Raw genomic sequence first — 26,230 nt, forward strand, 5'->3', positions numbered from 1 at the left:
TCCAGCAGCAGCGCCGTCATGGTGGCGCCCACGATGGCCGGCACGGCGTACAGGTCGCGGTCCCAGCGCAGCAGCGACGGGACCTCGTTGGCGAGCACGTCGCGCAGCACCCCGCCGCCCGCCGCGGTGGCGAGTCCGAGCACGGCCGAGGCGGTCAGGCCCAGCCCGTACTCGTGCGCCTTCACCGTCCCGACCACGCAGAAGAGGCCCAGCCCGGCCGCATCGAAGATGTTGATCGCCTTGTTGATCCGCTCCACATGCGGATGCAGGAAGAAGACCAGCCCGGTCGCGATGAGCGGGGCGTAGAAATAGCCGGAGTCGGTGAACGCGGCGGGCGGCACGGCGCCGATGACCACGTCGCGGAAGAGCCCGCCGCCCAGCCCCGTGACCTCGGCCAGTACCGCCATCCCGAAGACGTCGAAGTTCTTGCGGACGGCGAGCAGGGCGCCGGAGATGGCGAAGACGAAGATGCCGACGACGTCGAGCGCGTGCTGAAGATCCGGGTCGAGGAGCTGTTGGTTCACGCGGCCCATTCTTCCGCCGCCGACCGCTTCGGCCGACAGGGGTGGGCCGAAAAAGGCGGGCCGTGCCGCGCCGTCGGCATCTCCAGGCGGCTCACCCCCTCCGACCTGCGACGGAGCATGGGAATCGCCGCAAGTCCGACTGTTCACCTGATGCGCACTCTTATGTGTTCCCTCAGTTACAGCCGGTGGACGTAAACGCCCCGGAAAGTGACGCGCCGCATAGGACCCAGGTCACATACGAAGCCGCCTAGTTGATCCACCCAGGTCGCATGCCCGAATTGAGCGCCATCCTCAGTCCTGTTGCCCGTTTCTCGCCACTTCGGTTAGTACGTCACATTTTTGACCATTGGGCGGACCTGCATTTACCAAGGGCAGCGTCGCATTTGCGCCGGGGACCAGAGCCGGCCGAACGCCCGATACGGATCTGGCTCTCCGCGACGAAGGCAAGCGAAAGGTTCTCTTTCACTCCATGCGTACTTCCGCCATAAACCGCCTGACCAAGATCCAGAAGACCACCGCCATCGGCCTCGCGGCGACTGCGGGAATTGCGGCCCTCTCAGCTGCCGCACCTGGGTCCGGCCACGGCGGCGACGCGGGCCACGGTCCCGCGAAGCCGGTTGCCGGACACTCCGTGAACGTGGCCGACCACCCGTCCAAGAAGGCCGCCCAGGCCGCGACCGGCAACCACGCCGTGGGCACGGAAGCAGACAGTGCGGCGAAGTCACCCGCGGTGCACCTCGCCGGGGCCGGTCACGTGAAGCACAAGGCCGAGAGCGCCGACCAGAAGCAGGCCGAGGGCAAGCAGCCCACCAAGGCCGAGCGCGCCGCCAAGGCCGCCGAGGCGGCGAAGGCCGCCAAGGCCGAGCGCGCCGCTCAGGCCGCCAAGGCCGAGCAGGTGAGAAAGGCGAAGGAGGCCCGAGCCGCCGACGCCGCCGACCGCTCCTCACGCGCCACCAAGGCCGACAACCTGGACGGCTGGATCAAGCAGGCCCGCTCCATCATGAAGGAGGAGGGCATCCCCGGCTCGTACCACGGCATCAAGAAGAACATCATCCGTGAGTCCGGCGGCGACCCCAACGCCGTGAACGACTGGGACATCAACGCCCAGAAGGGCACGCCCTCCAAGGGCCTGCTCCAGACCATCCAGCCGACCTTCGACGCGTACCACGTGAAGGGCACGACGCATAAGGTCACCGACCCGGTGGCCAACATCGTCGCCGCCTGCAACTACGCGGCCGACAAGTACGGCTCGATGGACAACGTCAACTCCGCCTACTGAGCGGACCCCGGCGCTGAAGCGTCGATCGGCACGTGAACGGGCGGCTGCGGAACACGCAGCCGCCCCTTCGCCGTGCGTTGCGGCTCAGCCCGCCAGCGGCGTGCTGTCCTCCGGGTGCTGGTCCGCGGCGTTCTCCGGGTGGTGGCAGGCGACCTCGTGACCGGGGGCGAGGGAGATCAGCGGCGGCTCCACCGTCTTGCAGACCTGGGTCGCCTTCCAGCACCTGGTGTGGAACCGGCAGCCGCTGGGCGGCTTGATCGGCGAGGGCACGTCGCCCTGGAGCAGGATGCGCTCGCGGCCGCCCTGCGCCTTCCGACGGGGGTCCGGCACCGGCACGGCCGAGAGGAGCGCCCGCGTGTAGGGGTGCATGGGCGTCTCGTACAGCGACTGCCGGTCGGTCAGCTCCACGATCTTGCCGAGGTACATGACCGCGATGCGGTCCGAGACGTGGCGGATGACGGACAGGTCGTGCGCGATGATCACGTACGTCAGGCCGAGTTCGTCCTGGAGATCGTCCAGCAGGTTGATGACCTGCGCCTGGATCGAGACGTCCAGGGCCGAGACCGGCTCGTCCGCGACGACGAGCTTCGGGTTGAGGGCGAGCGCACGGGCGATGCCGATGCGCTGACGCTGACCGCCGGAGAACTCGTGCGGGTAGCGGTTGTAGTGCTCGGGGTTGAGTCCGACCACGCCCAGCAGCCGCTGCACCTCGTTCTTCACACCGCCCTCGGGCGTGACGCCCTGGAGCTTGAACGGTGCGCTGACGATGGCGCCGACGGTGTGCCGGGGGTTCAGCGACGAGTAGGGGTCCTGGAAGATCATCTGGACGTCACGACGGAGCGGCCGCATGGCGCTCACACCGAGGTGGGTGATGTCCCGTCCCTCGAACTCGACGGTCCCCGCGCTCGGTTCGAGCAGCCGCGTGATCAGCCGGCCCATCGTCGACTTGCCGCATCCGGACTCGCCGACGACGCCCAGGGTCTCCCCCGCCCGCACGTCGAAGTCGATGCCGTCGACCGCCTTGACCGCTCCGACCTGGCGCTTGAGCAGACCCTTGGTGATCGGGAAGTGCTTGGTCAGGCCGGAGACCCGCAGCAGCGCCTCGCCGGGCTTCGGGTCGGCCTTGGTCAGCACCGAGCCCGACGCCTGCTGCTGGGATGGGATCGTCATCTGCTCGTCCTCACTCACAGCTTCGGCGCAATCTCTTCGTTCCAGATCCGCTCACGGTCGGCCTGGTCCATGTGGCATGCGGACTTGTGCCCACCGCCCACGTCGCGCAGCCGGGGGCGCTCGGTGCGGGTGACGTCGCCCTTGGGCACGTCCGCGTACGGGCAGCGGGGGTTGAAGGCACAGCCGTCAGGGATGTTGATCAGGCTGGGCGGTGAACCCTTGACCGGGATGAGGCGCTCGGACTGGGCACGGTCGATGCGCGGCATGGAGCCCAGCAGCCCCCAGGTGTAGGGGTGCTGGGGCTCGTAGAAGACCTGCTCGGCGGTGCCGTACTCGATGCAGCGCCCGCCGTACATCACGAGGATGTCGTCGGCCAGCTCGGCGACGACGCCCAGGTCGTGGGTGATGATGATGACCGCGGAGCCGAACTCCTTCTGCAGGTCCCTGATCAGGTCGAGGATCTGCGCCTGCACCGTGACGTCGAGCGCGGTAGTCGGCTCGTCGGCGATCAGCAGCTCGGGGTTGTTCACCAGCGACATCGCGATCATCGCGCGCTGCCGCATGCCGCCGGAGAACTCGTGCGGGTAGCTGTTCACACGCTCGTCGGGCTGCGGAATGCCGACACGGTCGAGGAGTTCGACGGCACGCTTGTGCGCCGTCTTCTTGTCCACGTCGTTGTGGACGCGGTACGCCTCGACGATCTGGTGGCCGATGGTGAAGTACGGGTGCAGGGCCGACAGCGGATCCTGGAAGATCATCGCCATCTCGCGGCCGCGCAGCCTGCGCACCTCGTCCGGTTCGGCGCTCAGCAGCTCCTTGCCCTCGAGCCAGATCTCACCGGAGAGACGGGCCTTCTGGCGCCCGTACTGCCCGACGGTGTGCAGGCCCATGATGCCGAGAGAGGTGACCGACTTGCCCGAGCCGGACTCACCGACGATGCCGAGGGTCTTGCCCTTCTCCAGCGAGAAGGAGAGCCCGTCGACGGACTTGACCAGCCCGTCCTCGGTGGGGAAGTGGACCTGGAGGTCGCGCACTTCGAGGAAGGACCGAGGAGGGCGTGCGTCTGCCACCGGCTCGCCGACGGCAGAGGCCCCGGTCTTGTGGAGTTCCGTCATGCCAGCCTCACTCGGGGGTCGATCACGCCGTACAGCAGGTCCACGATGAGGTTCGCGACGACGACGGCGGAGGCGGTGATCAGCGTGACGCCGAGGATCAGCGGCAGGTCCTTCTCGCTGATCGCCTTCAGCACCGCCTGCCCGAGGCCGGGGAGGCTGAAGGTGGTCTCGGTCAGGATCGCGCCGCCCATGAGGGCACCGAGGTCGACACCGAGGAGGGTGATGATCGGCGTCATCGTGGAACGCATGGCGTGCTTGCGGATGACGATCGGCTCCCGTACGCCCTTGGCGCGGGCGGTGCGGATGTAGTCCTCGCCCATCACCTCCAGCATGGTGGCGCGGGTGAGGCGCGCGTACATGGCGCCGAAGAGGAACGCCAGCGTCAGCCAGGGGAGGATCATCCCGCTGAACCAGCTGGGGAAGTTCTCCGTCATCGGCGTGTACTCGTTGCTGACCAGCCCCAGCCCGTAGGAGAAGATCGCCAGCGACAGCAGACCGGTGAAGTAGATCGGCAGCGAGACGCCGCTGAGCGCGAGGCTCATGGTCATGCGGTCCCAGATCGAGCCCCGGCGCAGCGCGGAGACCACGCCCGCGGTCAGCCCGATCAGCAGCCAGATGACAGCGGCACCGGCGGCCAGTTGCAGCGTGACCGGAAGACGGTCGGCCAGCACGGGCCAGATCGCCTGCTCGGTCTTGAACGAGTAGCCGAAGCACGGAGCCGAACAGTGGATGGTGTCGCCGGCGCTGACGTAGTCGCGGCCGACGAGGATGCCTTTGAAGAACTCGAAGAGCTGGACGAGGATCGGGTCGCCCAGACCGAGCTTCTCGCGGATGCCCTCCAGCGCTGCCGCGTCGGCCTGCTTGCCGACGAACATCGTGGCGGGGTCCACTCCTGTCCACTTCGGGATCAGGAAGAAGATGCCGAAGACCGCCAGCATGACGACGATCAGCATCACGACGACGGCGAACAGCCGCCTGATGAGATATGTGAGCACTGCTTCCGGCCCGGCGGGGCCCGGTGGACTCCCCGAGGTCTTCGAGGAGTTCACCGGGCCACCACTGCGGCCCTCACCTGCCCTTCGTGCCTAGCGGCGGGTGCGCCGGCGGAGCGGTCGGACGGTCACTTGACACCGAGCGTGGCGTAGTCGTAACGACCGCTGTAAGCGTCGGTCGTTCCGATGTTCGTCAGTCGGCTGGAGCGCCAGATGATGTTCTTCTCGAAGGTGAAGGGCAGGTAGTAAGCGCCCTTCATGACCTCGGCGTTGATGGCCGCGTACTTCTTCGCCGCCTTGTCGCCGTCGAGTTCGGCGATCGCGTCGGCGAACATGCCGTCGATCTTCTTGTCATCGATCATGGCGTAGTTGTTGTTGCCGTTGTCCAGGATGTACTTGCTGTGCCACAGCGGCATCCCGTAGCCCTGGCCGGACGGGAAGTCCGGGCCCCAGCCCATGATGATGATCCCGTAGTTCTTCTTCTTGACCACGTCGGGGTTGCCGATGATGCCGGTGGTCTGCGCGCCGTCGTACTCGTCGACCTCGGCCTCGATGCCGATCTTCTTGAGCGACGCCTGCATGGCCTCGGCGGAGGCGACCTCGACCTGCTTGTTGTTGCGGACCGCGATCGTGGTCTTGAAGCCGTTGGGCTTGCCGCACTTCTTCAGCTCGGCCTTGGCCTGCTTCACGTCGGCCGCACCGTCGTTCTTGGCGATGCCGTACGGGTCGAACTTCAGGTCCGAGCCCGGGACGAGGGACGGCAGCATGTTGGTGCCGATGTCACCGCCGGCCAGGGGGCCGCCACGAGCGTTCTGGATCGACTTGTGGTCCGCGCCGAAGATCATCGCCTTGCGGCAGTGGATGTTGTCGAACGGCTTCACCGTCTGCGGGAAGACCGCGTAACGGATGTAGCCGGTGGCGGGGTTGTCGATGTTGGCCTTGTGCTCCTTGAGGGCCTTCTGACGACCCGCCGCCTCCATTCCGGTGGCGTTGATGTCCAGGTCGTAGTCACCGTTGATGAGACGCTTGTCCATCTCGTCGGCGTTGGTCAGCAGGGTGACGGTGACCTTGTCCGGCAGCGCCTTGCGGATGGTGTCCGAGGACTTCTTCCACTCGGGGTTGCGGACCAGGGTCAGCTTCTTGTTCGGCGTGTACGACTCGAACTTGTACGGGCCGTTGGAGAAGGGCTTCAGGCCGTACTTCGACTTGGTGTCCTTGTCCTGACGCACCGGCGAGGCCGACGGCATCGCGAGCATCTGCTCGAAGTCGCCGTTGCGCTTCGGCAGCTTGAAGATGATCTTGTTGTCGCTCGGGGTCTCGATCGCTTCCAGGCCCAGCTTGTCCTTGGCCTTGTCCTTGTACGGACCCTTGTACTTGCCGTCCGGGTCGAGCGTGTCCTTGAGGTAGATGGGACCGCCGGAGAGCACGTCCTGCGCCCACTGCCGCTCGATGCCGTACTTGATGTCCTTGGAAGTGACGGGCTTGCCGTCCTCCCAGGTGGCGCCTTCGCGCAGGTCGTACTCGTAGGTCTTGCCGTCCTCGGAGATCTTCGCCGTGGACTTGGCGAGGTCCGGGACGAGCTCCGAGCTCTCCTTGCCGGGCGCCGGCTTGCTGGTGATCAGGGTGCGGCTGTAGTAACGCATGAAGTCCCAGGCGAAGCCGTAGTAGCCACGCGTGGTGTCCCAGGAGTCGGCGTCCTGAGTTCCGATGAACTTCAGGGTGCCGCCCTTCTTGTCCGAAGGGTTGGCCAGCTTGGCCCTGGCGGCGTTGAACCCGGGGGCCTTGCCGTCACCGTTGTCGTCGCTGCTGCCGCCGCCACAGGCCGCGGTCGAAAGCAGCGCCGCGACCGCGACGGCCGACGCGGCGATTCTGCGCCTCGATGTGCGTTGGGTTGTCACGATCTCGAATCCTCCGTGTAGGTCACGGCCCGCACGGATGCGCCGGGCCCGGGGTCCAGGGCCGGGACGGCCCTGGAGGTGGGGGGTCAACGTGTCCCCTTGGGGTCGAACGCGTCGCGCACGCCGTCGCCGAAGAGGTTGAAGGAGAGAACGGTGATGAAGATGGCCACACCGGGCACCACCATGAACATCGGGTCCGCCTCGTAGTAGCGCACCGCTTGCGAGAGCATCTGCCCCCAGGAAGCAGTCGGCGGCTTGACTCCCACACCGAGGAAGCTCAGGGCGGCCTCGGTCAGGATGTTGGTGGGGATCATCAGCGTCGTGTAGACGGTGATGGGCGCGATCAGGTTGGGCAGCAGTTCCTTGAAGAGGATGTAGCGGCGCCCGGCGCCGAGGCTGCGGGCCGCCTCCACGTACTCCCTCTCGCGCAGCGAGAGGGTCTGCCCCCGCACGATGCGGCCGATGTAGGGCCAGCCGAAGAAGCCGATCACCAGGATCATGACCGTGAGCCGCACGCCCGTGCCCGTGAGCCCGAACATCTGGCTCGGCACGACGGAGATCAGCGAGATGATGAAGAGCAACTGCGGGAAGGCCAGCAGCATGTCCATCACACGGCTGATGGCCGCGTCGAGCCATCCGCCGAAGTAGCCCGCCAGAGCGCCCAGTACGGTGCCGACGACGACCGCGACCATGGCCGAGAGGAAGCCGACGAGCAGCGAGACCCGGGCGCCGTAGACGATGCGGCTGAAGATGTCCCGGCCGTTGCCCGGTTCAACGCCGAGCAGGTGGTCGCCGCTGATGCCGCCCAGGGTCCCGATCGGGGTCTGGAAGAGCGGGTCGATCTTGTCCTCGTGGTGCTGGTCCGGCGGGTGCCCCAGCAGACCGACGATGAGCGGGGCGAACACCGCGACGGCGATCAGGAGCAGCACGATGATCCCGCCGGTGAGCGCCAACTTGTCGCGCTTGAGCCGGGTCCACGCGATCCGCCCGAGAGACCGTCCTTCGATCGCCTTGTCGGCTGAAACACCGAGAGCAGGATCGACGGGCGCGGTTTCCGCGGACGTATCGTGCAGTGGTGCCGTCATCGTGGGGGAACCTCTCTCGGCCGGCGGTGACCGGCCACGCCCGCCGCTGTAGCGGCCAGTTCGCAAGCAGTGCGCTAACGAGGCCGATGGCCTCAACGGTCGGGAGTCTTCATCGGCCCCGCGATCACCCGCCAGTCCCCCTGGGGAAAGGATGCCTAACTGTGATGTGACGCACCAGGTTCCGTTATACGAACGGGAGCTGGCGACTATCGGAACCGCATCACCAGCCCTTTCAGGCCGCTCACCTGCGGATTCTCACGCCGGTCCGGACTTTCCCGGCATCGCCACGTGCTTCCCACGCGCCCCGTGAGACAGGCCAGTTGGCAGGCTCCGGATACGGCTCGGCGGCAGCGCCGGAACCAGCCGGACACCGCCGCCGAACACCCCCTCGCCGGACCAGCGCTGAGCACCGCCGCCGATGGCCACGGGCGCCTGCCGGACTGCTGTGCGCGGCACTTGGCCGGGCAAGCAGACCTGGCTCAGCGGCTCAGCGGCTCAGTGGCCTCAGTGGCCTCAGTGGCCTCAGTGGTTCAACGGCTCAACAGCCCAGCGGTCTCCTGGCTCAATATGGACGCGGATAGCCGTAGCCGTGGCCCGGGCCGGCGTTGGCCGTCGGCACGTCACGGTCGAAGAACGGGCGCGAGTTGCGCCGCAGCCACATCGCCACCGGGTCGAAGTCGTCCGACATGGCGACGCTGGAGACCGGGAGCCCGTCCGGCACGGCCGCGACCGACTGCTGCATCATCTGCTGCGCCGACTCCACGGCGCGCTGCCCCGTGTCGTAAAGGTCGAGGCCGATGGCCAGGTACGCGGCGCCCAGCGCGGGCTGCACCCAGCACCGGCGCAACGAGCGCACAGCGGGAGTGCGGTGTGCGTTCTGGCTGAGCAGCGCGTAGAACTGCGCGATGTCCAGGCTGGGTTCGGTGATCCGCAGCGGACCCGCGGGCAGCTGGTCCAGCCCGAGGGCGAGGCGGCGCAGGTCGAGCCACGGGATGCCGACTCCCCCGCCCGGTGCGTGCGGATTCAGCCAGACCCCCCACCTCTCGGGATAGAGGGCGGCGGCGATCTCCCGGCCGGTGACCACCTCGTGCGCGCGGTCCCAGCCGCAGACGCCCAGCTCCTGGGCGGAGGTCACACAGGGGGCGTAGCCGTACCCCGCCACCTCCATGTTCCCGTACTGGGCGTCCGGAGTGCCCGGCTGGCCGTTCCACAGGAGCATCAGCACCTGGCTGTCGGCGAGGGCGTCGAGAAGCGCCTCGTAGGTGTCATACCTCCCGGGGGACACCTGCCCCAGCAGCTGCTCGACGCCTGCACCCGCGCTCACCTGGCCGCCCTCTCTCTTGCTGATCCGCCCCACCTGCACACCGTGTCCGCGCAGGCGGCCGGAATGCGGTTCCGCTCGTTGAATTGCTCCGGGCACGCCCACGCGGCCCTCCCCGTTGTCCCCGTCATCAAACCAGCTTACGAGCAGGGGCTGACATCAGTCGTCGTACCAGAGCCTTAGACCTGAAGGGCGAGGAAGATCGTCAGGGGCGTGCGTAGAAGGGCCGCACGCACTGCCGCATCCACTCCACGACGGGATCCTGAGCCGCGTCCAGCAGCACCAGCTGAACCAGCCACTTCACCGGGACGCTGCCCAGCGCACGGCCCAGCGCGTCGTGCGCGGACTGGCGGACCCCGGGGTCGAGGTGGTCGAGCTCGATCCCGATGAAGAGGGCAGGGGGGTCGCCCTCGGTGCTCGCGAGGGCACGTCGCGCGGTGCGCACGAAGGGCAGCGTCGCGAACTCGCCGGCCGCGGCCCCGAGGAAGTCCGCGGGCTCGTCCTGCCAGTCCGGCTCGAAGAGGCGCACCCGGGCTCCCCTGGCCACACCCCATTGGGCCTGCTCGCCTGAGGTGTTCGCGCAGAGTTCGGCGACGGCCTCCGGGGGCAGCGGCATGCCGACGGTGCCCTCGGGGTTCACGGCGATGCCCACCTGCGGCGGCAGGCCGCGGGCGAACTCACGGGCGGGGGCCACGGTGAAGGACATGTGGCTGCCCACGACGTGCAGGAACTGCGCTTCGGAGCTGAACACCGGCACGTACGGGGCGCCGTTCAGCTCGACGGTCGGCAGATCCAGGTTGGGGCTGGCGGGGCCGCCGCCCTCCGGCAACGGCACCCACACGCTGCTGCGTCCGAGCACCTCCAGCAGCCGGGCGCCCGCGTTGGGCACTTCGAGGGAGGCCGCGAGGGTTTCCTCCAGCTCGTTGCCGGGCCAGCCTCCGCCGTGGCCCGGTCCGTACTGCTGCGGGATGGTCATGGCGGCAACCCTAGACGAGCGATTCCCAACTCCCTCCCGCGGAGCAGGTACACGGGCCCGGGCCAGGCCTCGGCGCCCATTCGGGCGCAGGTTGCTCACGGATGGCCACTCTCGGATTGCACGGCGTGATGAGAGGTGCGAATGGTAAGCAAAGTCCCTGTTGATCGGATTTGATCACTTACCGGAGGAAAACACTCCATGCGTGTCACCAGAACGGCGACAGCCGCTCTCACCCTCATCCTCTCCGGCTCCCTCGCAGTCGGCATCTCGGGCACGGCGGCGGCCGGCACCCCGAACACCCCCACCGGCCGCGCCTCGGCCCCGCAGGACACCGAGGCCCGGCAGCTCCGCGCCATCAAGGACCTCGGCCAACTCGCCGAGCTGACCGGCAGGCTGGGCCGCGCCACCCGTGACCAGGGCTCCAACCTCCGGCTGGCGCGTGCCGTCCAGGAGCGCGTGGAGCGGCAGGTCCGCCGTGTCCTGGACGCCGTCGAGCAGGACCGTCCGGCCACGACGCTGCCGGCGCCAGGTGAGGAACGCCGGGTGACCACCACGGTCGTGACCACCTCCGGTGCGTCGCACTCCTTCCAGCGGTCGGTGCAGCGAGTGGTCAGCACCCGCCACGGCACCGTCAAGTCCCGTAGCGCGGCCTCCGATTCCCTGCTCCGGCACCTCTCGCAGGTCAACCGGGCCGCCCTGGACGAGGTCGGCCTCCCCGTCGGGACGAGCACGCCAGGGCCGGTACGTCCGGCCGCCCCGAAGAGCGCGATCACCAGCACCCTGATCGACCGCGACACCCTCCCCTCCGGGGACCTCGACGTTCTCGCCTCCGGCGACCTCGGCCGCTACGACGACGCCGTCGAAGCCGTCACCGAGCTGATCGAGGACGTGCGGGAGGCACCGGACGGACGCCTCTCCCAGGCCGACTCCTACGAGCACGCCACAGAGCTCAACCAGGCGCTGATCCCGCTGCGTCAGCGGGCGGCTCTGCGCGGCTCGTCGACGCCGCAAACCGCAGCGGTCGACGACCTTCAGGACCGCGCCGACGCCCTGCTGACGGCCTCCCGGACGGACGACGCCCGGAAGATCCGCGCCGAGAGCCGCCGCCTGATGAGGGAGACCGTGAAGCTCCTCGGCACGATGCCCGCCGGGAGTTCGCTCTCCGACGGCGCGTCCGGCTCCGGCACCGCGGACCCGTACGGAGCCGACGACGCCGAGCGTGTGTGGACGGGGATGCTGCTCTCCCCCATGCTCCGCTGATCACCCGTCAGCCCGGGCCGCACCCTGCCGCGTGCTCCCGCCCTCAGGGGCGTACAGGACGCCGCAGGGTGCGCTGTCCGTACGGGACTCCGCGGGCGAGCAGATTCTGCGGACAGGCAAGGGACCCTCCCGGAGACGGCCCTACTCGAAGGCCACCCCGCGAAGCGCCGCAGCGGCCCCCCGGTCCAGCAGCACCACGGACCCGCAACTGCGCGGCAGCCGCCCGGACTCGGCGTCCGCTATCAGCCGCCGCACCGCCCTGCGGTGCCGCAGGAACGCGTAGTCCGTGACCTGCCTGCCCCGTTCGGCCTGGCCGCGCAACGCCGTCTCGGGCGGCACGTCGAGCACGACGAGGTGCATCGCGCGCCCACGCCTCCCGGCGTCCCTGCCGAGCCATTTGCGCACCCACGTCTGGCTGCCGCAGTCGTGCACCACGACGCTGGCGCCGGAGGCCAGCGCACCGCGCAGGACGGCGTAGTGCGCGAAGCGGACCAGCGGACGGTAGATGGCGTACGGCAGCCAGCGCGGCAACAGCGCGTCCCACCGCTCGCGCACGTCCTGCGAGTCGATGCGGCGGACCGTGTCCTGCAGGGCGACGACGCGGCGGATCAGCGTCGACTTGCCGCTTCCGGGCAGGCCGGAGACCACGACACGGTCGCCTGCGGGGAAGCGAAGGGTGCGTCTGTTCACCGTGCCGCGCAGATCCTCCCGGACGACCGGCCCCGGGCCGGGTGTCACCGCTGGGGAGACGGCCGGCTCTGCTCCAGAGCCCGCCTGGGAGTCCCCCCAGCCCGTCACCGTCGCGTACGCACTGCGCAGGCTGTCCACCTGATGCCCCTCCCCGACCAAGGCCGCCGTACAGCGGCTCGCTTCGAGAGTGTCAAGAAATGGTAATGCGCATCAAGGCGGCAATTCCCCTGCGGTCACGTGCACCGTCGACGCCCCTGCTGTGGCGTGCCATGATGTGCGAGCCAACTGCATACCGGCCGTTCGAATCCACGCGGGAGAGTTCCCGGCCGCGCGCAGTCAGCGCGAGGCAGCGGGACGCCGAAGGAGCAAGTCCTCCCTTGAATCTCTCAGGCACCGATACCGCGCAGGATGAGGCAGATCTGAAAAGCGGGCCGCGCGAGCGCGGCCCCACCCACGGTGCAAGCCGCTGCCCGTAAACGGGGCTCGTGGCGAACCTCTCAGGTTCCGATGACAGATGGGGAGGACATCCGCGTCACCGAGTTACGGGAGCCTGACATGAGCGACCACCCCCGCACCACCGCCCTCGATGCCACACACCGCGCGCTCGGCGCGACGATGACGGACTTCGCCGGCTGGGACATGCCGCTGCGCTACGGCAGCGAGCGCGACGAGCACGTCGCCGTACGGACCCGGGCCGGCCTCTTCGACCTCTCCCACATGGGCGAGATCACCATCGACGGGGCGCAGGCCGGCGAACTCCTGGACTACGCGCTCGTGGGCAACCTCTCGGCACTGAAGGTCGGCCGCGCCCGCTACACGATGATCTGCGACGCCTCGGGCGGCATCCTCGACGACCTGATCGTCTACCGCACCGGCGAGCAGACGTACATGGTGGTCGCCAACGCCTCCAACGCGCAGGTCGTCCTCGACGCGCTGAGCGAGCGCGGCGCCGGCTTCGACGCGGCCGTCCGGGACGACCGTGACGCCTACGCGCTGATCGCCGTGCAGGGCCCCGAGGCGGCAGGCATCCTCAAGGGCCTCACCGACGCCGAGTTGGACGGACTGAAGTACTACGCGGGCCTTCCGGGCACCGTCGCCGGCCGCGAGGCCCTCATCGCCCGTACGGGATACACCGGCGAGGACGGCTTCGAGCTCTTCGTCTCCCCCGGCGACGCCGTCGCCGTCTGGGAGGCGCTGACGGAGGCCGGTTCCGCAGCAGGGCTGGTGCCGTGCGGGCTGAGCTGCCGCGACACGCTGCGCCTCGAGGCGGGGATGCCGCTGTACGGGCACGAACTGAGCACCCGGACGACGCCGTTCGACGCGGGGCTCGGCCGCATCGTGAAGTTCGAGAAGACGACGAACGACGGCGCCTTCGTCGGGCGTGAGCCGCTGGAGGCGGCAGCGGAGCGCGCTGCGGACGCTCCGCCGCGCAAGCTCGTCGGGCTGATCGCGCAGGGGCGCCGGGTGCCGCGCGCCGGCTACGCGGTGGTCTCGGCGGACGGCTCGGTGATCGGCGAGGTCACCTCCGGCGCTCCCTCCCCCACCCTCGGCAAGCCTGTCGCCATCGCGTATGTCGACCCCGCGCACGCGGAGCCGGGAACCGAGGGCGTCGCAGTCGACATCCGCGGCACGCACGAGCCGTACGAGGTCGTGGCACTCCCGTTCTACAAGCGGCAGCGCTAGGGCGTGTCCGCGAAGTCCCGCCCGGGGCGCGGGGTACACGCCCCAGGACGGCACCGGAGCGGACGCGTGCGCATGGCCTTGCCGGAAGCTCTCCCGGCACCGTCGTCGATCCCGAGGACCGCACCGTCGTGACTTCCGGCGCGAGTGGGAAGGATCTGCCGTGGCCGTGACCCCGGGCCGGTCCGCACGCACCGCGCCGCCTCCGTCCCACTGTCCAAGACCGGTTTCCACCGTCCCCTTCACATCCAGGAGAATCGCACCATGAGCACCCCTCAGCAGCTGCGCTACAGCAAAGAGCACGAGTGGCTGTCGCCCGCGGACAACGGCGTCTCGACGGTCGGCATCACGGCACACGCCGCGGACGCGCTCGGTGACGTCGTCTTCGTCCAGCTTCCCGAGACGGGCGACTCGGTCACCGCGGGCGAGCCCTGCGGCGAGCTGGAGTCCACCAAGTCGGTGAGCGATCTCTACGCACCGGTCTCCGGCGAGATCACCGAGATCAACCAGGACGTCGTCGACGACCCGGCGCTCGTGAATTCCGCCCCGTTCGAAGGCGGCTGGCTCTTCAAGGTCCGGATCACCGACGAGCCGGACGGACTGCTCACCGCCGACGAGTACGCCTCGTTCACCACCGGCACCTGACGCCCGTACGCATTCCCCAGCACGCCCCCTCTGCCTGCCTGTCCGCCTGACCGGCCTCGCCACCAGGGATGGTTCCATGTCGCTTCTGAACAGCTCTCTCCACGAGGTGGACCCGGACGTCGCCGCCGCCGTCGACGCCGAACTCCACCGTCAGCAGTCCACACTTGAGATGATCGCGTCGGAGAACTTCGCTCCGGTCGCCTCCCTGGAGGCACAGGGCTCGGTCCTCACCAACAAGTACGCCGAGGGCTATCCGGGCCGCCGCTACTACGGCGGCTGCGAACACGTCGACGTCATCGAGAACATCGCGCGCGACCGCATCAAGGCGCTCTTCGGCGCCGACGCCGCGAACGTACAGCCGCACTCCGGAGCCTCCGCCAACGCCGCGGCGATGTTCGCGCTGCTCAAGCCGGGCGACACGATCATGGGCCTCGACCTGGCCCACGGCGGCCACCTCACGCACGGCATGAAGATCAACTTCTCCGGCAAGCTCTACAACGTGGTCGCCTACCACGTCGACGAGAAGACCAGCCAGGTCGACATGGCCGAGGTCGAGCAGCTGGCCCGCGAGCACCGCCCGCAGATGATCATCGCGGGCTGGTCCGCCTACCCGCGCCACCTCGACTTCGCCGCCTTCCGCCGCATCGCGGACGAGGTGGGCGCCCTGCTCATGGTCGACATGGCGCACTTCGCCGGGCTGGTGGCGGCGGGCCTGCACCCCTCTCCGGTGCCGTACGCGGACGTGGTCACCACGACCACCCACAAGACACTCGGCGGCCCGCGCGGCGGCGTGATCCTGTCCAAGCAGGAGTACGCGAAGAAGATCAACTCCGCGGTCTTCCCCGGTCAGCAGGGTGGTCCGCTGGAGCACGTCATCGCGGCGAAGGCCGTCTCCTTCAAGATCGCGGCGACCGAGGAGTTCAAGGAGCGCCAGCAGCGCACCCTGGACGGCGCTCGGCTGCTCGCCGAACGCCTGCTGAAGCAGGACGCGGTGGACGCAGGTGTCTCGGTGCTCTCCGGCGGTACGGACGTGCACCTCGTCCTGGTCGACCTGCGCAACAGCGAGCTGGACGGCCAGCAGGCGGAGGACCGGCTCCACGAGGTCGGCATCACGGTCAACCGCAACGCCGTGCCGAACGACCCGCGCCCGCCCATGGTCACCTCGGGGCTGCGCATCGGTACGCCCGCACTGGCGACGCGCGGCTTCCAGGAGGAGGATTTCCGGGAGGTCGCCGACATCATCGCCCAGGCGCTGCTGCCGGGCTTCGACGAGGACAAGGCGAAGTCCCTCAGCTCCCGCGTCACGGCTCTCGCCGAGAAGCACCCGCTCTACCCGACCCTGGGCAAGTAGCAGGCGGAAGCGCCGAATCGGCCCCGCCGCATCCCCGCGGCGGGGCGCCGGCCGTAGGTCTCGTACGGAGACCCCGGGCGGGCACGGCAAGCACGAGCACCACAACGACCACCGCGCGCAGACACTACGAAGTACGGAAAGGAGGCAGTCACATGGCGATCTCCGTATTCGACCTCTTCTCGATCGGCATCGGCCCGTCCAGCTCACACACGGTCGGCCCCATGCGGGCTGCCCGGATGTTCGCCGGCCGCCTCAAGAACGAGGGCGTGCTGGCGCACACCGCGTCCGTACGGGCAGAGCTGTACGGCTCTCTGGGCGCCACGGGACACGGGCACGGCACCGCGAAGGCGGTGCTGCTCGGGCTCGAGGGCGAGTCCCCTCGCACCGTCGACGTGGAGACCGCCGACGAACGGGTGGAGGGGATCCGTTCGTCGAAGCGGCTGCGGCTGCTGGCCACGGAGATAGGGGACGCGCACGAGGTCGCCTTCGACGAGGCGACGCAGATGATCCTGCACAGGCGCCGCTCCCTGCCGTACCACGCCAACGGGATGACTCTCTTCGCGTACGACGCCGCGGGCCGCCCGCTGCTGGAGAAGACGTACTACTCGGTCGGCGGCGGCTTCGTCGTCGACGAGGACGCGGCCGGCGAGGGCCGCATCAAGCTCGACGACACGTCGCTCACGCATCCCTTCCGCTCGGGCGACGAGCTGCTGCGGCTGACCCGCGAGACGGGCCTCTCCATCTCGGCGCTGATGCTCCAGAACGAGAAGGCGTGGCGGTCCGAGGCGGAGATCCGCGCCGGGCTGCTGGAGATCTGGGGCGTGATGCAGGACTGCGTGGCCCGGGGCATGGCCCAGGAGGGCATCCTGCCGGGCGGCCTGAAGGTACGGCGCAGGGCTGCGACCGCCGCCCGCCAGCTGCGCGCCGAGGGCAGCCGGGACACGCACGCCATGGAGTGGCTGACGCTCTACGCGATGGCGGTGAACGAGGAGAACGCGGCGGGCGGCCGGGTCGTGACCGCTCCCACCAACGGCGCCGCGGGCATCATCCCGGCCGTCCTGCACTACTACACCGAGTTCGTGCCCGGCGCCGACGAGGACGGAATCGTCCGCTTCCTGCTGGCCGCGGGAGCCATCGGTCTGCTCTTCAAGGAGAACGCCTCCATCTCCGGCGCCGAGGTCGGCTGCCAGGGCGAGGTCGGCTCCGCCTGCTCGATGGCCGCCGGCGGACTGGCCGAGGTGCTGGGCGGCGGCCCGGAGAAGGTGGAGAACGCCGCGGAGATCGGGATAGAGCACAACCTCGGCCTCACCTGCGACCCGATCGGCGGGCTGGTGCAGATCCCCTGCATCGAGCGGAACGGCATGGCCGCGGTGAAGGCGGTGACCGCGGCGCGGATGTCCCTGCGCGGCGACGGACGCCACCACGTCTCGCTCGACAAGGCGATCAAGACGATGAAGGACACGGGCGCCGACATGAAGGTCAAGTACAAGGAGACGTCGCGGGGCGGGCTCGCGGTCAACGTCATCGAGTGCTGAGGAACCGGATCTGAGCCGGATCGCGTGGCCGCGCACAGCGAGCAGCTGGACGCCGAGGTTCGGGCACACCGTCTGGCCGAGATCCCGAGATCCGCAAAGGAGCGCGGGCTCACTCGGAGCGAGATCGCGCGGCTGCGATGAGGATCGGGCTGCGACGGGCCCGGCCTGATCACCGCCACACCCGCCCGTAAGCGGGGGCGGTGCGGCGCGGCCGCCGGGGTGCGCCGCGGACGCCTCCGCTTCGCGGTGCGCGGCACGTGGGGCCGGTGTACAGAGGACGTATGTCACGGTGGCTCACCGATCTCCGCCGGTCCTCACAGCCCAGACACGCGATGGCCGCCGTTCCGATCGCGTTGATGGTGCTGATCGTCGTGGTCGACGTACTCGCGCCGCCGCACATCCACCTCGGTCCCCTGCTGGTCGCGGCACCCGCCCTCACGGCGTCCTTCGCGGGCCCCCGGCTGACCGCCGTGGTCGCCGCACTCGCCGTCGTCGCCCAGGCAGTCATCGCGCTCCTGCGCGACCGTGACGAGCTCTTCTCGGCGAACCACCAGGCACAGATCCTCGCCCTGGTCCTGGTGGGGGCGAGCCTCGTGGTCTTCTGCGCGGTGCGGGAGCGCCGGACGGAAGAGCTGAGACAGGTCCGGTACGTCTCCGAGTCGGCTCAGCGGCTCGTCGTGAGGCCCCTTCCGAAGAGGATCGGGCCGCTCCGGGTGGCCTCCATGTACCTCGCGGCGGAGGCCGAGGCGCAGATCGGCGGCGACCTGTACGCGGCCTCACGCACGGGCTCGGCCGCGCGGCTGATCATCGGGGACGTTCGCGGCAAGGGCATGCCCACCGTCGGCGACGCCGCCGTGCTGCTCGGCGCGTTCCGGGGCGCCTCCCACCGCGACATGCCCCTGTCCGATCTGGCCGCCTACCTCGACGGAAGCATCTCCCGGAATCTCACCCAACCCGACGGAACGGAACAGCCGGGCGAAACCTTCGCCACCGCCGTGCTCCTCGACATCCCCGACGCGGGCGGCAGATTCGAGATGGTCCAGTGCGGCCACCCGCCTCCGGTCCTGGTGCGCAAAGGCGGCGTCACGACGGCCGAGGCGCACCCGCCGGGGCCGCCGCTGGGGCTCGGCGACCTGGAGCCTCCTCACTACCGCGTCAACGCATTCGAGTTCCAGGCCGGGGACCTCCTGGTGCTGTACACGGACGGCGTCACCGAGGCCCGGGACTCTGAGGGTTCCTTCTATCCGCTCGTCGAACGGGTCGCCGACTGGACGGACTGCGATCCCGACGCGCTCCTGCAGAACCTCAGACGGGACCTGCTCGACCACGTCGGAGGACACCTCGACGACGACGCCGCCGTGATCGCGATCGAACGCATGCCGGTGCCCTGGTGATCAGCGTGCCCTGACGTCGCCCGGCGAGGCGTCAGTGGTCCAGGGAGCGCAGGTACTTCGCGAACTTCTCCAGCCCGTCGATGTTCCTGGGACCGCTGATCCCCTCGTTGTAGTCGAGGACGAAGAAGTTGTTCTTCTCCACAGCGGGCAGGTCCCGTGTGTGCGGTGACTTCTTCAGGAACTCGATCTTCTTCTCGGCGGGCTGGTCACCGTAGTCGAGGATGATGACTACCTGCGGCTCGGCCTTCGCGACGGACTCCCAACTCGCCTGTGTCCAGCGCTGGTCGAGCCCTCCGAAGATGTTCCGGCCGCCCGCCGTCCTGATGATGTCGTCGGGCGGGACCCGTCCGCCGGCGGTGGCGGGCTGCTCCTTGCCGGAGTCGTAGAGGAAGACCGGAACCCGGTCGCCGTCCGGCGCCTTGGACTCCACCGCGTTCACACGCTTCTTCAGGCCGGCGACGACCTCGTGCGCCCTCTTCTCGACCCTGAAGATCCTGCCCAGCCGCTCCAGGTCCGTCCACAGCCCCTGGAACGGGGTGACCTTCTCGGGGTACCGCGGGTAGTTGTAGCAGCTCTCGGCGTGCATGAAGCTCTGCACGCCGAGCTTGTCGAGGATCTCCGGGGTGATGCCTCGCTGCTCGCTGAAGCCCGACTCCCAGCCGGCTACGACGAAGTCGGACTCCGCCTCGACGACGACTTCCTTGTTGAGGAGGTCGTCGCTGAGCTTCTTCACCTTCGCGTACTCCGACGCCCAGGGGGACTCGCTCACGGGCGGGTTCGCCGGCGGCATCACGTAGCCGTGCACGTGCTCGGTCAGGCCGAGGCTGAACAGCTTGTCCGCGCTGCCGCCCTCGTAGGCGACAGCGCGCCGTGGAACCTCGTAGGCGACCTGCTCTCCGCACCTGTTGACGCGAGCCTTCTTCGACTGGCCCCCGCCGTCTTCGACTTGGGCGCCGCAGCCGGTCAGGAGAGCGGGGAGCAGGAGTGCGGTCATCAGGGCGCCGCGCTGTCTCGTCGAAGCGCGCGGAGGGGTCGTTCTCATGATGTCGTGTGCCTTCCCGAGGAGTTGGTGAACGGGGCGAGGGAGTAGAGGAGTTGCGGATCGCCTGTCAGCGGATGCGGTACGACGGTGGCCTCGACACCGAACACCTGGCTGACCAGTTCCGCGGTCAGTACGTCCCACGGCGTGCCGGAGGCCAGGAGGCGCCCCTGCGAGAGCACGCCGAGCCGGTCGCAGGCCGCCGAGGCGAGGTTGAGGTCGTGCAGGACGACCAGGACGGTGAGCCCCCGGCCGCGCAGGAACGAGAGCAGCTCGACCTGGTGCCGGACGTCGAGATGGTTGGTGGGCTCGTCGAGCACCAGGATCTGCGTCTCCTGTACGAACGCCCGGGCCAGCAGCACGCGTTGGCGTTCACCGCCGGACAGGGTGAGGACTCCACGCCGGGCCAGATGGTGGATGCCGAGCTGCCGCATCGCCTCCTGGCACAGGTCCCGCTCCCGCGCGCCGAGCCGCTGATTGCCCCGTAGGTGCGGCGCACGTCCAAGTGCCACGACCTCTTCGACGGTGAAGTCGAGCTCCACGGAGCCTTCCTGGGTCAGGGCCGCCACGGCCCGCGAACTCGCCCGCATGGTCAGGGTGTCGAGATCCGCGTCGCCGATCAGCACGCTGCCCGAATTCGGGCGCAGCGCCCGGTAGACGCATCGCAGCGCCGTCGACTTGCCGCTTCCGTTCGGGCCGACCAGGCCGACTACCTGACCGCTCTCGGCCTTCAGCGACAAATCGCGTACGAGGCTCGTGCCGTCGGTCACCACGGAGAGCCCGTCCAGGGCCAGGTCCATCTCAACCGCCTCCGAACATGTAGCCCTTGCGGCGCATCAGCGTGATGAACACCGGGACGCCGATGAGGGCGGTGATGACGCCCAGGGGAAGTTCGCGCGGCGCCACCAGCGTCCGCGCCGCCAGGTCGACCCAGACCATGAAGACCGCACCGGACAGTGAGGCCAGGGCGAGCACCCGGGTGTGGGCGGCGCCCGCGACCATCCGGGCGAGATGCGGAACGATCAGGCCGGTGAAGCTGATGGCTCCGCTGACGGCGACCATCACGCCGGTCATCAGCGAGACGAGTACGAGGAGCCTCTTGCGGTGCCGGTCGGGGCTGATCCCCAGGCTCGACGCGGTCTCGTCCCCCAGCGACATGACGTCCAGGGCGCGGGCGTCGCGGTGGAGCGCCGCGACGCCGAGCACGACGACGGCGCACAGCACAGGGAGCACACCCCACGACGCGGCTCCGAAGCCCCCCATGGTCCAGTGCAGGATCATGCTCGTCGCCTCGCTGCCCGGCACGGAATAGACGATCACGCTCATGAGCGCCTGGAAGCCGAACGACATCGCCACACCTGTCAGTACGAGCCGCAGCGGGGAGAGCGCCCCTCTGGTCGTGGAGGCGGCGTACACGAGGAGCGACGCGGCCAGTGCGCCGATGAACGCTCCCGCGGAGACGGCGTGGACGCCCAGTGCGGCCAGCCCCCCGCTGACCGTGACGCCGACGGCACCCACCGACGCTCCGGAGGAGAGCCCCAGCACGAACGGGTCCGCGAGCGCGTTGCGCACCAGCGCCTGGATCGCGACACCTGCCGCGCTCAGTCCCGCGCCCACCAGCCCCGCGAGCAGGACCCGCGGCGTGCGGATCTCCCAGATGATCCGGTAGGTGGTGACCTCGCCGGCCTCGATCCGCCCTCCCGCGAGAGCGGCCCACAGATGACGCGCGGTCTCCCCCGGGGTGATCACCGCGGGTCCGACGCCTATGGCCACGATCGACGAGCCGAGAAGAACGGCCAGAAGAGCGGCGCACGTTGCGGCGAGGCCCGCCCGGGAGGCGACCAGCCCCCGAACTCCGCTCACTCGTCCACCTCTTCCGCCCCGTCCGGGGAAGCGGAACGCTTCACCAGGAAGCCGGCGCCCAGCGCGACGGCTGTGAGGGCGCCGAAGACGCAGGCCGTGCCCGCATAGCCGGCCAGACCCAGCCCGGCACCGCCCAGGGCGGCGCCCACGAACACGCCGAAGCTCATTCCGGCGGCGTTGATGCTCAGTGCCGAGCCGCGCGACGTCCCGCAGCGCCGCACGAGCAGGCTGACCACGCAGGCCGCCACGACGGCGTGGGCGGCGGCGTGAAGTGCCGTGAGCACGAGGGCCGTCGGGAGCCAGTGCGTGAAGTAGAAGCAGACGACGGAGAGCAGGGCCGCGGTCAGCCCCGCTGCCAGCAGGCGCTCTGTCGCGATCCGCGGAGCAGGTGAGTTGGTGATCCTCCCGGTCAGGAGATTGCTCACGAAGAACGATGCGCCGCTCAACGTCCATACGAACGCGAAGAGTTCGGGAGTGAGTTGGAACCGCGCGTCGTAGAAGGCGGCCAGATAGGCGAGGTAGCCCATGAAGACGGCCGTACGAAGCAGCGAGACCGCCAGCAGCGGTGCCACGCCGGGGATCGCGGCGAGCTGCTTGAACGACGCGAGGTATCCCGCACGTCCTTCGGCCCTGTGATCGGGCCGCGTCTGCTGCGGCTTGCCGCGCCGGGAGAGCAGGAAGCATGCGAGCAGCCCCGAGACCACTGTCACGGCGAGGAGGTCCCCCTGCCAGCCCCAGAACGCGGCGGGAAGCGCGACGAGGGGTGCCGCGAGCATCGCCGTCATCGACTGCGTCGCCGTGACCAGCGTCGCCGCGCGTCCGGCTGCCTTCCCTTCCCCGAACCTGTCCGCGGCGGCCGCCGTGAGGGCCGGGTTCAGTACGGACGTACCGGCGCCGACGAGCAGGCAGAACGCGGCGAGGAGGACGTAGTCCCCGCTCGCACCGAGTGCCGCCGAGACGGCGAGCACCGCCAGTCCCGCCGCCGCCGCGGACTCGCGCGGCACGCGGTCGATCAGTGGAGCGAGCGCGGTGCCCACCAGCAGCGCTGTGAGGCCGCCCAGCCCGCGGAGCCCGCCCATCGCGGCGACGCTGCTTCCCGCCTCATCGGCAACAGGCACCAGGTAGGTGCTGAAGACGGTGAACGGCAGCAGGCTGACCACGGACGCGAGGAGAACGGGCCACAGCGCGCGGGCCATTCGCAGGTCTCCGTGCGAAGTGGCGTCCGACCCGCGGGACTTGTGCTCGACCGGTGTCTCCTTGGAGTCGAAGCTCACGGCCCCTCCTCGATCGGGGAGACGGACACACCACCGGCGCGGTAGCGGTACAGGCACGTGGATTCCGCGCTGAACTGCGAGAAGGGGAACGGTTCTGCGGACAGCGCGGTGACACCGGCGGACAGGAACGCGCGGGCCACGGCGCTGCCTGTCTGCGCGTAGACGACCAGTGGGATCCCTTGCTCCCGGCAGTGCTCGAGGATGAGGTCGAACGTGCCGTTGCCGAGGGTCATCCCGGTCGCCACGACGGCGTCGGCCGCGCCCAGCACCTCAGTCATGTCGTCGGTGACCGGCTCCCCCCAGCGGGTGGTGCGCAGGTTCAGGTCGCAGGGCAGGCAGACGCCGCCCCGGTCGCGTATCGCCGCCACGAGGGGGTCGACCACACCGATGAGCGCCACCTTCGCACCCGGTTCGATGTCGAGGAGCCCCGCGATGGCGGCGTCGCGCGCCCGTGCGCGAATCTCCGGGGTGCCGTTGGGAAGGGTGACCGGTTCGGCGCTCACCACGTCCCGGTGCGGCACCGCCCGGGCAAGGTGCGCGTCCAGAGCGGCGACGCGGACCGGCGTGGATTCGTGGCGCAGCAGGGTGTCCAGGGTCTGGCCGGAGGCGTTCTCGCAGAAGTCGGGGGTGAGTTCACCCGCTTCGAACGAACAGGCTCCGAAGGAACTTCCGGCACGGAGCAGCAGGTAGTGCGTGTGGTAAGTGTCCTTGCTTCCGGCCAGTCGGGTCGTGTGGTAGAGCCAGAAGGCGCTGGTGACGACGGTCTCGCGGGGGTCCGGGCCGTGGGATCCGGACAGTACGGCGTCGGTGAGTTCCGCGACGCTACGGGGCTTGAGGTGTGACATGTGGGTTCTCTCGTCGTGCTTGCGGGGTCTCGGGTTTCGGATTCCGGCGCGGGAGTGGGCCTCAACTCGCCGTCGTGGCTCGGCGACCCGCCCATGCGGGCCGGTCCGTGGTGGACCAGGGAGGCCTCAACTCGTCCTGGACGCTGATGAGATGGGGTTCGAGTGACGTGATGTCGTGTGCCTCCGCATGCCTGGCGAAGGCGCTCTCGACGTAGCGGTGGCCGGTGTCGGCGGCGATGAACACGCACGTACGGCCCTCGGCTCGGCCCTCTTCCCAGCGGGCGGCCAGATGGGCGGCCCCCGTCGACAAGCCGGCGAATATCCCGCTGTCGCGCAGCAGCGACACCGCGCCCGACACGGCGCACTCGAAGTTCACCCAGTGGATCCGGTCGTACAACTCGTGCCGGACGTTGGCGAATTCGATGGCGCTGCCGATCCCGGCGATGATCATGTCGGGGTCCGACACGTGTTCCGATCCGAAGGTGACGCTGCCGAAGGGCTGTACGCCGACGAGGTGCACGTCCCTGCCCGCCTCACGCAGATACGTGGCGACGGCTCCGGTGGAGGCACCGGAGCCCACGCCGCCCACGAGGGTCAGCGGGCCTTCGGGTATCTCCTCGTGGACGGCGCCGGCCACCTCGCGGTAGCCGAAGTAGTGGATGTCGTCGTGGTATTGGCGCATCCAGTGGTACGAGGGGTTGGCCTCCAGGATCTCGGCTATGCGCCGCACACGGAGTTCCTGGTCGAGCCGCAGATTCCGGGACGGCTCCACCTGTTCCAGAGTCGCGCCGAGGATCTCCAGCTGGACGAGGAGCGTACGGTCGACGGTCGTCGACCCCACGATGTGGCACTTCATCCCGTAGCGGTGACAGGCCAGCGCCAAGGCCTGCGCGTAGATCCCGCTGGAGCTGTCGATCAGGGTGTCGCCCGGCTCGACCACTCCCGTCTCCAGAAGATGACGGACCGCACCGAGCGCGGAGTAGATCTTCATCGTCTCGAACCGGAGACAGACCAGATCAGGCCGCAGCGCTATCAGGTCCGGCTCCTTGACCGCTTCAGCGATGTGCTCGTGCATCCAGTCCCATCTCCATGCGCCGTTCCTGTGGTTGATGTCGCGGGGCGCTCTCGACGGCATCGAGCATCACACTTTATGAAAATGATTGTCAATACGATTAGAGTGTCGCGGGAGACGGCCGGACGACGGCGGACGACGACAGGAGGCCCTGATGCGGTCCCAGAAATTCGAGGCGCCACCTGACCCCGTGCGTGCCGAACCGGCGGGAGTCGGCACGGCGTTCGGGACGTTCGGCGAACTGCTCCAGGGCCGGCTGCCCGAGCGGGACGGGGACTTCCTCGTGACGCTGCCCGTCGCACGGTGGACGAGGGCCACATTCCGGCCGGGCCCCGCCTCTGCCGGGATCACCGTCAGCCCGCCGCGCAAGACCAAGGCCCTTCGACTGGCCCGTCTGATCGCCGACGAGAGCGGACGAGAGGTCGGCGGACTGCTGACCGTCAACAGCGTGATCCCCGAAGGCAAGGGCATGGCCAGTTCCTCGGCCGACCTGGTCGCGACGGCACGGGCTCTCGGCCAGGCCCTCGGCCTGGCGATGCCTCCCGCCCGTATCGAGCGCCTGCTCGCACGCATCGAACCCACCGACGGCGTGCTCTACCCGGCCATCGTCGCCTTCCACCACCGCGCCGTCCGGCTGCGCGCCGTCCTCGGCTCCCTTCCTCCCATGGCCGTCGTCGGGATCGACGAGGGCGGCAGCGTCGACACCGTCGACTTCAACCGGGCCCCCAAGCCCTTCACTTGGGCGGACCGCCGCGAGTACGCCCGCCTGCTGGAGCGGATCGCTGACGCAGTGCGCACGCGGGACCTCGCAGCCGTCGGCAGGATCGCCACGCGGAGCGCACTCATGAACCAGTCCCTGCGGCCCAAGTGGTCGTTGGAGCCCATGCGGGAGATCTCCCGCCGGGTCGGCGGGCTGGGAGTGACCGTCGGGCACAGCGGCACGACGGCCGGGATACTGCTGGACGCCTCGGATCCCGCGTACACGCATCGCGTCTCCGCCGCCGCACGCGCGTGCACCGAGCTGCTCACGGGCGGGGAGCAGAGCGTGTCGGTGCACAGGACTCTCAGCTTTCCGGCCGCCCTCACCGCGGATCCGGACCTCTCGCGATTCGTCCGCACCGCCTGAACGCTCCGCCGTCTTTCAGGCCTCGCCGAAACACCTCGACAGACCGCACGTGCGGGACGGAGTCTGACGGGGCGGGCCGGCACCGCGCCGGGACCA

The 26,230-nt window shown here is 69.3% G+C and carries 23 protein-coding genes and 1 riboswitch; of the genes, 8 read left to right on the forward strand and 15 right to left on the reverse strand.

All coding sequences use genetic code 11. The features are described 5' to 3' along the window. Positions 1-524: trimeric intracellular cation channel family protein (locus H5J26_RS12310; RefSeq protein ID WP_309237884.1), on the reverse strand; the 524-nt coding region annotated here is incomplete at its 3' end. A 469-nt stretch (positions 525-993) separates the two neighbouring features. Here H5J26_RS12310 and H5J26_RS12315 point away from each other — a divergent pair. Next, positions 994-1,803, forward strand: a complete 810-nt coding sequence (locus H5J26_RS12315) for a transglycosylase SLT domain-containing protein (RefSeq protein ID WP_181765850.1) — start codon at positions 994-996, stop codon at positions 1,801-1,803. An 84-nt stretch (positions 1,804-1,887) separates the two neighbouring features. Here H5J26_RS12315 and H5J26_RS12320 read toward each other — a convergent pair whose 3' ends face one another. The 7 genes from H5J26_RS12320 to H5J26_RS12350 all read right to left on the reverse strand — a co-directional run bounded on the left by H5J26_RS12320 (position 1,888) and on the right by H5J26_RS12350 (position 10,360). Further along, a complete protein-coding gene (locus tag H5J26_RS12320) occupies positions 1,888-2,973 on the reverse strand; it encodes an ABC transporter ATP-binding protein (RefSeq protein ID WP_181765851.1) in 1,086 nt (361 codons plus the stop codon). 14 nt (positions 2,974-2,987) lie between these two features. Continuing rightward, the gene (locus H5J26_RS12325; protein ID WP_181765852.1) at positions 2,988-4,088 is read right to left on the reverse strand and encodes an ABC transporter ATP-binding protein; all 1,101 of its coding nucleotides are present in this window, start codon (positions 4,086-4,088) and stop codon (positions 2,988-2,990) included. After that, a complete protein-coding gene (locus tag H5J26_RS12330; RefSeq protein WP_181765868.1) occupies positions 4,085-5,083 on the reverse strand; it encodes an ABC transporter permease in 999 nt (332 codons plus the stop codon). Before H5J26_RS12330 ends, H5J26_RS12325 begins: the two co-directional genes overlap by 4 nt. 125 nt (positions 5,084-5,208) lie before the next feature. Next, a complete protein-coding gene (locus H5J26_RS12335; protein ID WP_181765853.1) occupies positions 5,209-6,978 on the reverse strand; it encodes an ABC transporter substrate-binding protein in 1,770 nt (589 codons plus the stop codon). Between the two features lie 86 nt (positions 6,979-7,064). Continuing rightward, entirely contained in the window at positions 7,065-8,063 is a 999-nt protein-coding gene (locus H5J26_RS12340; RefSeq protein WP_181765854.1) for an ABC transporter permease, read from the reverse strand. Positions 8,064-8,625: 562 nt separating this feature from the next. Beyond that, entirely contained in the window at positions 8,626-9,387 is a 762-nt protein-coding gene (locus H5J26_RS12345) for an enhanced serine sensitivity protein SseB C-terminal domain-containing protein (RefSeq protein ID WP_181765869.1), read from the reverse strand. A 202-nt stretch (positions 9,388-9,589) separates the two neighbouring features. Continuing rightward, positions 9,590-10,360, reverse strand: coding sequence for an enhanced serine sensitivity protein SseB (locus H5J26_RS12350; protein WP_181765855.1), 771 nt, complete (start codon positions 10,358-10,360; stop codon positions 9,590-9,592). A 198-nt stretch (positions 10,361-10,558) separates the two neighbouring features. Here H5J26_RS12350 and H5J26_RS12355 point away from each other — a divergent pair, with 198 nt between their 5' ends. Beyond that, positions 10,559-11,620: a hypothetical protein gene (locus H5J26_RS12355; protein WP_181765856.1), complete on the forward strand. Its 1,062-nt coding sequence runs from the start codon at positions 10,559-10,561 to the stop codon at positions 11,618-11,620. A 141-nt stretch (positions 11,621-11,761) separates the two neighbouring features. On the opposite strand, the gene H5J26_RS12360 is transcribed toward H5J26_RS12355, so the two are convergent. Further along, positions 11,762-12,448 carry an AAA family ATPase gene (locus H5J26_RS12360; RefSeq protein WP_309237885.1) on the reverse strand — a complete coding sequence of 229 codons (687 nt, stop codon included), beginning with the start codon at positions 12,446-12,448 and terminating at the stop codon, positions 11,762-11,764. 163 nt (positions 12,449-12,611) lie between these two features. Beyond that, positions 12,612-12,722, forward strand: a riboswitch (glycine riboswitch). A 143-nt stretch (positions 12,723-12,865) separates the two neighbouring features. On the opposite strand from H5J26_RS12360, the gene gcvT reads away from it, so the two are divergent. The 5 genes from gcvT (at position 12,866) to H5J26_RS12385 (ending at position 18,915) form a co-directional block, all read left to right on the forward strand. Further along, complete coding sequence (gcvT, locus tag H5J26_RS12365) at positions 12,866-13,993, forward strand: glycine cleavage system aminomethyltransferase GcvT (RefSeq protein WP_181765857.1); 1,128 nt, start codon at positions 12,866-12,868, stop codon at positions 13,991-13,993. Positions 13,994-14,254: 261 nt separating this feature from the next. Continuing rightward, positions 14,255-14,635 carry a glycine cleavage system protein GcvH gene (gcvH, locus tag H5J26_RS12370; RefSeq protein WP_181765858.1) on the forward strand — a complete coding sequence of 127 codons (381 nt, stop codon included), beginning with the start codon at positions 14,255-14,257 and terminating at the stop codon, positions 14,633-14,635. A 76-nt stretch (positions 14,636-14,711) separates the two neighbouring features. Continuing rightward, positions 14,712-15,986 (forward strand): serine hydroxymethyltransferase, encoded by a 1,275-nt coding sequence (glyA, locus tag H5J26_RS12375; RefSeq protein WP_181765859.1) that lies wholly within the window; start codon positions 14,712-14,714, stop codon positions 15,984-15,986. A gap of 152 nt (positions 15,987-16,138) precedes the next feature. Continuing rightward, the gene (locus H5J26_RS12380) at positions 16,139-17,521 is read left to right on the forward strand and encodes an L-serine ammonia-lyase (protein ID WP_181765860.1); all 1,383 of its coding nucleotides are present in this window, start codon (positions 16,139-16,141) and stop codon (positions 17,519-17,521) included. A gap of 281 nt (positions 17,522-17,802) precedes the next feature. Then, positions 17,803-18,915: a PP2C family protein-serine/threonine phosphatase gene (locus H5J26_RS12385; RefSeq protein WP_181765861.1), complete on the forward strand. Its 1,113-nt coding sequence runs from the start codon at positions 17,803-17,805 to the stop codon at positions 18,913-18,915. Positions 18,916-18,946: 31 nt separating this feature from the next. Here H5J26_RS12385 and H5J26_RS12390 read toward each other — a convergent pair whose 3' ends face one another. The 6 genes from H5J26_RS12390 to H5J26_RS12415 all read right to left on the reverse strand — a co-directional run bounded on the left by H5J26_RS12390 (position 18,947) and on the right by H5J26_RS12415 (position 25,011). Further along, the gene (locus H5J26_RS12390; RefSeq protein WP_235980657.1) at positions 18,947-19,909 is read right to left on the reverse strand and encodes an ABC transporter substrate-binding protein; all 963 of its coding nucleotides are present in this window, start codon (positions 19,907-19,909) and stop codon (positions 18,947-18,949) included. Between the two features lie 44 nt (positions 19,910-19,953). Next, positions 19,954-20,754 carry an ABC transporter ATP-binding protein gene (locus H5J26_RS12395; protein ID WP_181765863.1) on the reverse strand — a complete coding sequence of 267 codons (801 nt, stop codon included), beginning with the start codon at positions 20,752-20,754 and terminating at the stop codon, positions 19,954-19,956. A gap of 1 nt (position 20,755) precedes the next feature. Beyond that, complete coding sequence (locus H5J26_RS12400; RefSeq protein WP_181765864.1) at positions 20,756-21,817, reverse strand: FecCD family ABC transporter permease; 1,062 nt, start codon at positions 21,815-21,817, stop codon at positions 20,756-20,758. Continuing rightward, positions 21,814-23,091, reverse strand: coding sequence for an MFS transporter (locus tag H5J26_RS12405; protein ID WP_309237886.1), 1,278 nt, complete (start codon positions 23,089-23,091; stop codon positions 21,814-21,816). The genes H5J26_RS12400 and H5J26_RS12405 overlap by 4 nt, the downstream gene beginning before the upstream one ends. Beyond that, the gene (locus H5J26_RS12410) at positions 23,088-23,936 is read right to left on the reverse strand and encodes a Rossmann-like domain-containing protein (protein ID WP_181765865.1); all 849 of its coding nucleotides are present in this window, start codon (positions 23,934-23,936) and stop codon (positions 23,088-23,090) included. Before H5J26_RS12410 ends, H5J26_RS12405 begins: the two co-directional genes overlap by 4 nt. 61 nt (positions 23,937-23,997) lie before the next feature. Next, on the reverse strand, positions 23,998-25,011 hold the full coding sequence (locus H5J26_RS12415) for a pyridoxal-phosphate dependent enzyme (protein ID WP_181765866.1): 1,014 nt from the start codon (positions 25,009-25,011) through the stop codon (positions 23,998-24,000). A gap of 151 nt (positions 25,012-25,162) precedes the next feature. Between H5J26_RS12415 and H5J26_RS12420 the strand changes: the two genes are divergently transcribed. Then, positions 25,163-26,134 carry a kinase gene (locus H5J26_RS12420; protein WP_181765867.1) on the forward strand — a complete coding sequence of 324 codons (972 nt, stop codon included), beginning with the start codon at positions 25,163-25,165 and terminating at the stop codon, positions 26,132-26,134. Positions 26,135-26,230: the final 96 nt, after the last annotated feature.

It is taken from the genome of Streptomyces albidus (ex Kaewkla and Franco 2022) (genome assembly GCF_013870515.1).
Taxonomy (GTDB): Bacteria; Actinomycetota; Actinomycetes; order Streptomycetales; family Streptomycetaceae; genus Streptomyces; species Streptomyces albidus.

What these genes read in the sequence shown, in the direction of transcription:
- H5J26_RS12315 (WP_181765850.1), top strand. Translation starts at nt 994, where the DNA reads ATGCGTACTTCCGCCATAAACCGCCTGACCAAGATCCAGAAGACCACC.
- glyA (WP_181765859.1), top strand. Translation starts at nt 14,712, where the DNA reads ATGTCGCTTCTGAACAGCTCTCTCCACGAGGTGGACCCGGACGTCGCC.
- H5J26_RS12355 (WP_181765856.1), top strand. Translation starts at nt 10,559, where the DNA reads ATGCGTGTCACCAGAACGGCGACAGCCGCTCTCACCCTCATCCTCTCC.
- H5J26_RS12340 (WP_181765854.1), bottom strand. Translation starts at nt 8,063, where the DNA reads ATGACGGCACCACTGCACGATACGTCCGCGGAAACCGCGCCCGTCGAT.
- H5J26_RS12380 (WP_181765860.1), top strand. Translation starts at nt 16,139, where the DNA reads ATGGCGATCTCCGTATTCGACCTCTTCTCGATCGGCATCGGCCCGTCC.
- gcvT (WP_181765857.1), top strand. Translation starts at nt 12,866, where the DNA reads ATGAGCGACCACCCCCGCACCACCGCCCTCGATGCCACACACCGCGCG.
- H5J26_RS12395 (WP_181765863.1), bottom strand. Translation starts at nt 20,754, where the DNA reads ATGGACCTGGCCCTGGACGGGCTCTCCGTGGTGACCGACGGCACGAGC.
- H5J26_RS12385 (WP_181765861.1), top strand. Translation starts at nt 17,803, where the DNA reads ATGTCACGGTGGCTCACCGATCTCCGCCGGTCCTCACAGCCCAGACAC.
- H5J26_RS12420 (WP_181765867.1), top strand. Translation starts at nt 25,163, where the DNA reads ATGCGGTCCCAGAAATTCGAGGCGCCACCTGACCCCGTGCGTGCCGAA.
- H5J26_RS12415 (WP_181765866.1), bottom strand. Translation starts at nt 25,011, where the DNA reads ATGCACGAGCACATCGCTGAAGCGGTCAAGGAGCCGGACCTGATAGCG.
- H5J26_RS12325 (WP_181765852.1), bottom strand. Translation starts at nt 4,088, where the DNA reads ATGACGGAACTCCACAAGACCGGGGCCTCTGCCGTCGGCGAGCCGGTG.
- H5J26_RS12410 (WP_181765865.1), bottom strand. Translation starts at nt 23,936, where the DNA reads ATGTCACACCTCAAGCCCCGTAGCGTCGCGGAACTCACCGACGCCGTA.
- H5J26_RS12390 (WP_235980657.1), bottom strand. Translation starts at nt 19,909, where the DNA reads ATGACCGCACTCCTGCTCCCCGCTCTCCTGACCGGCTGCGGCGCCCAA.
- gcvH (WP_181765858.1), top strand. Translation starts at nt 14,255, where the DNA reads ATGAGCACCCCTCAGCAGCTGCGCTACAGCAAAGAGCACGAGTGGCTG.
- H5J26_RS12350 (WP_181765855.1), bottom strand. Translation starts at nt 10,360, where the DNA reads ATGACCATCCCGCAGCAGTACGGACCGGGCCACGGCGGAGGCTGGCCC.
- H5J26_RS12320 (WP_181765851.1), bottom strand. Translation starts at nt 2,973, where the DNA reads ATGACGATCCCATCCCAGCAGCAGGCGTCGGGCTCGGTGCTGACCAAG.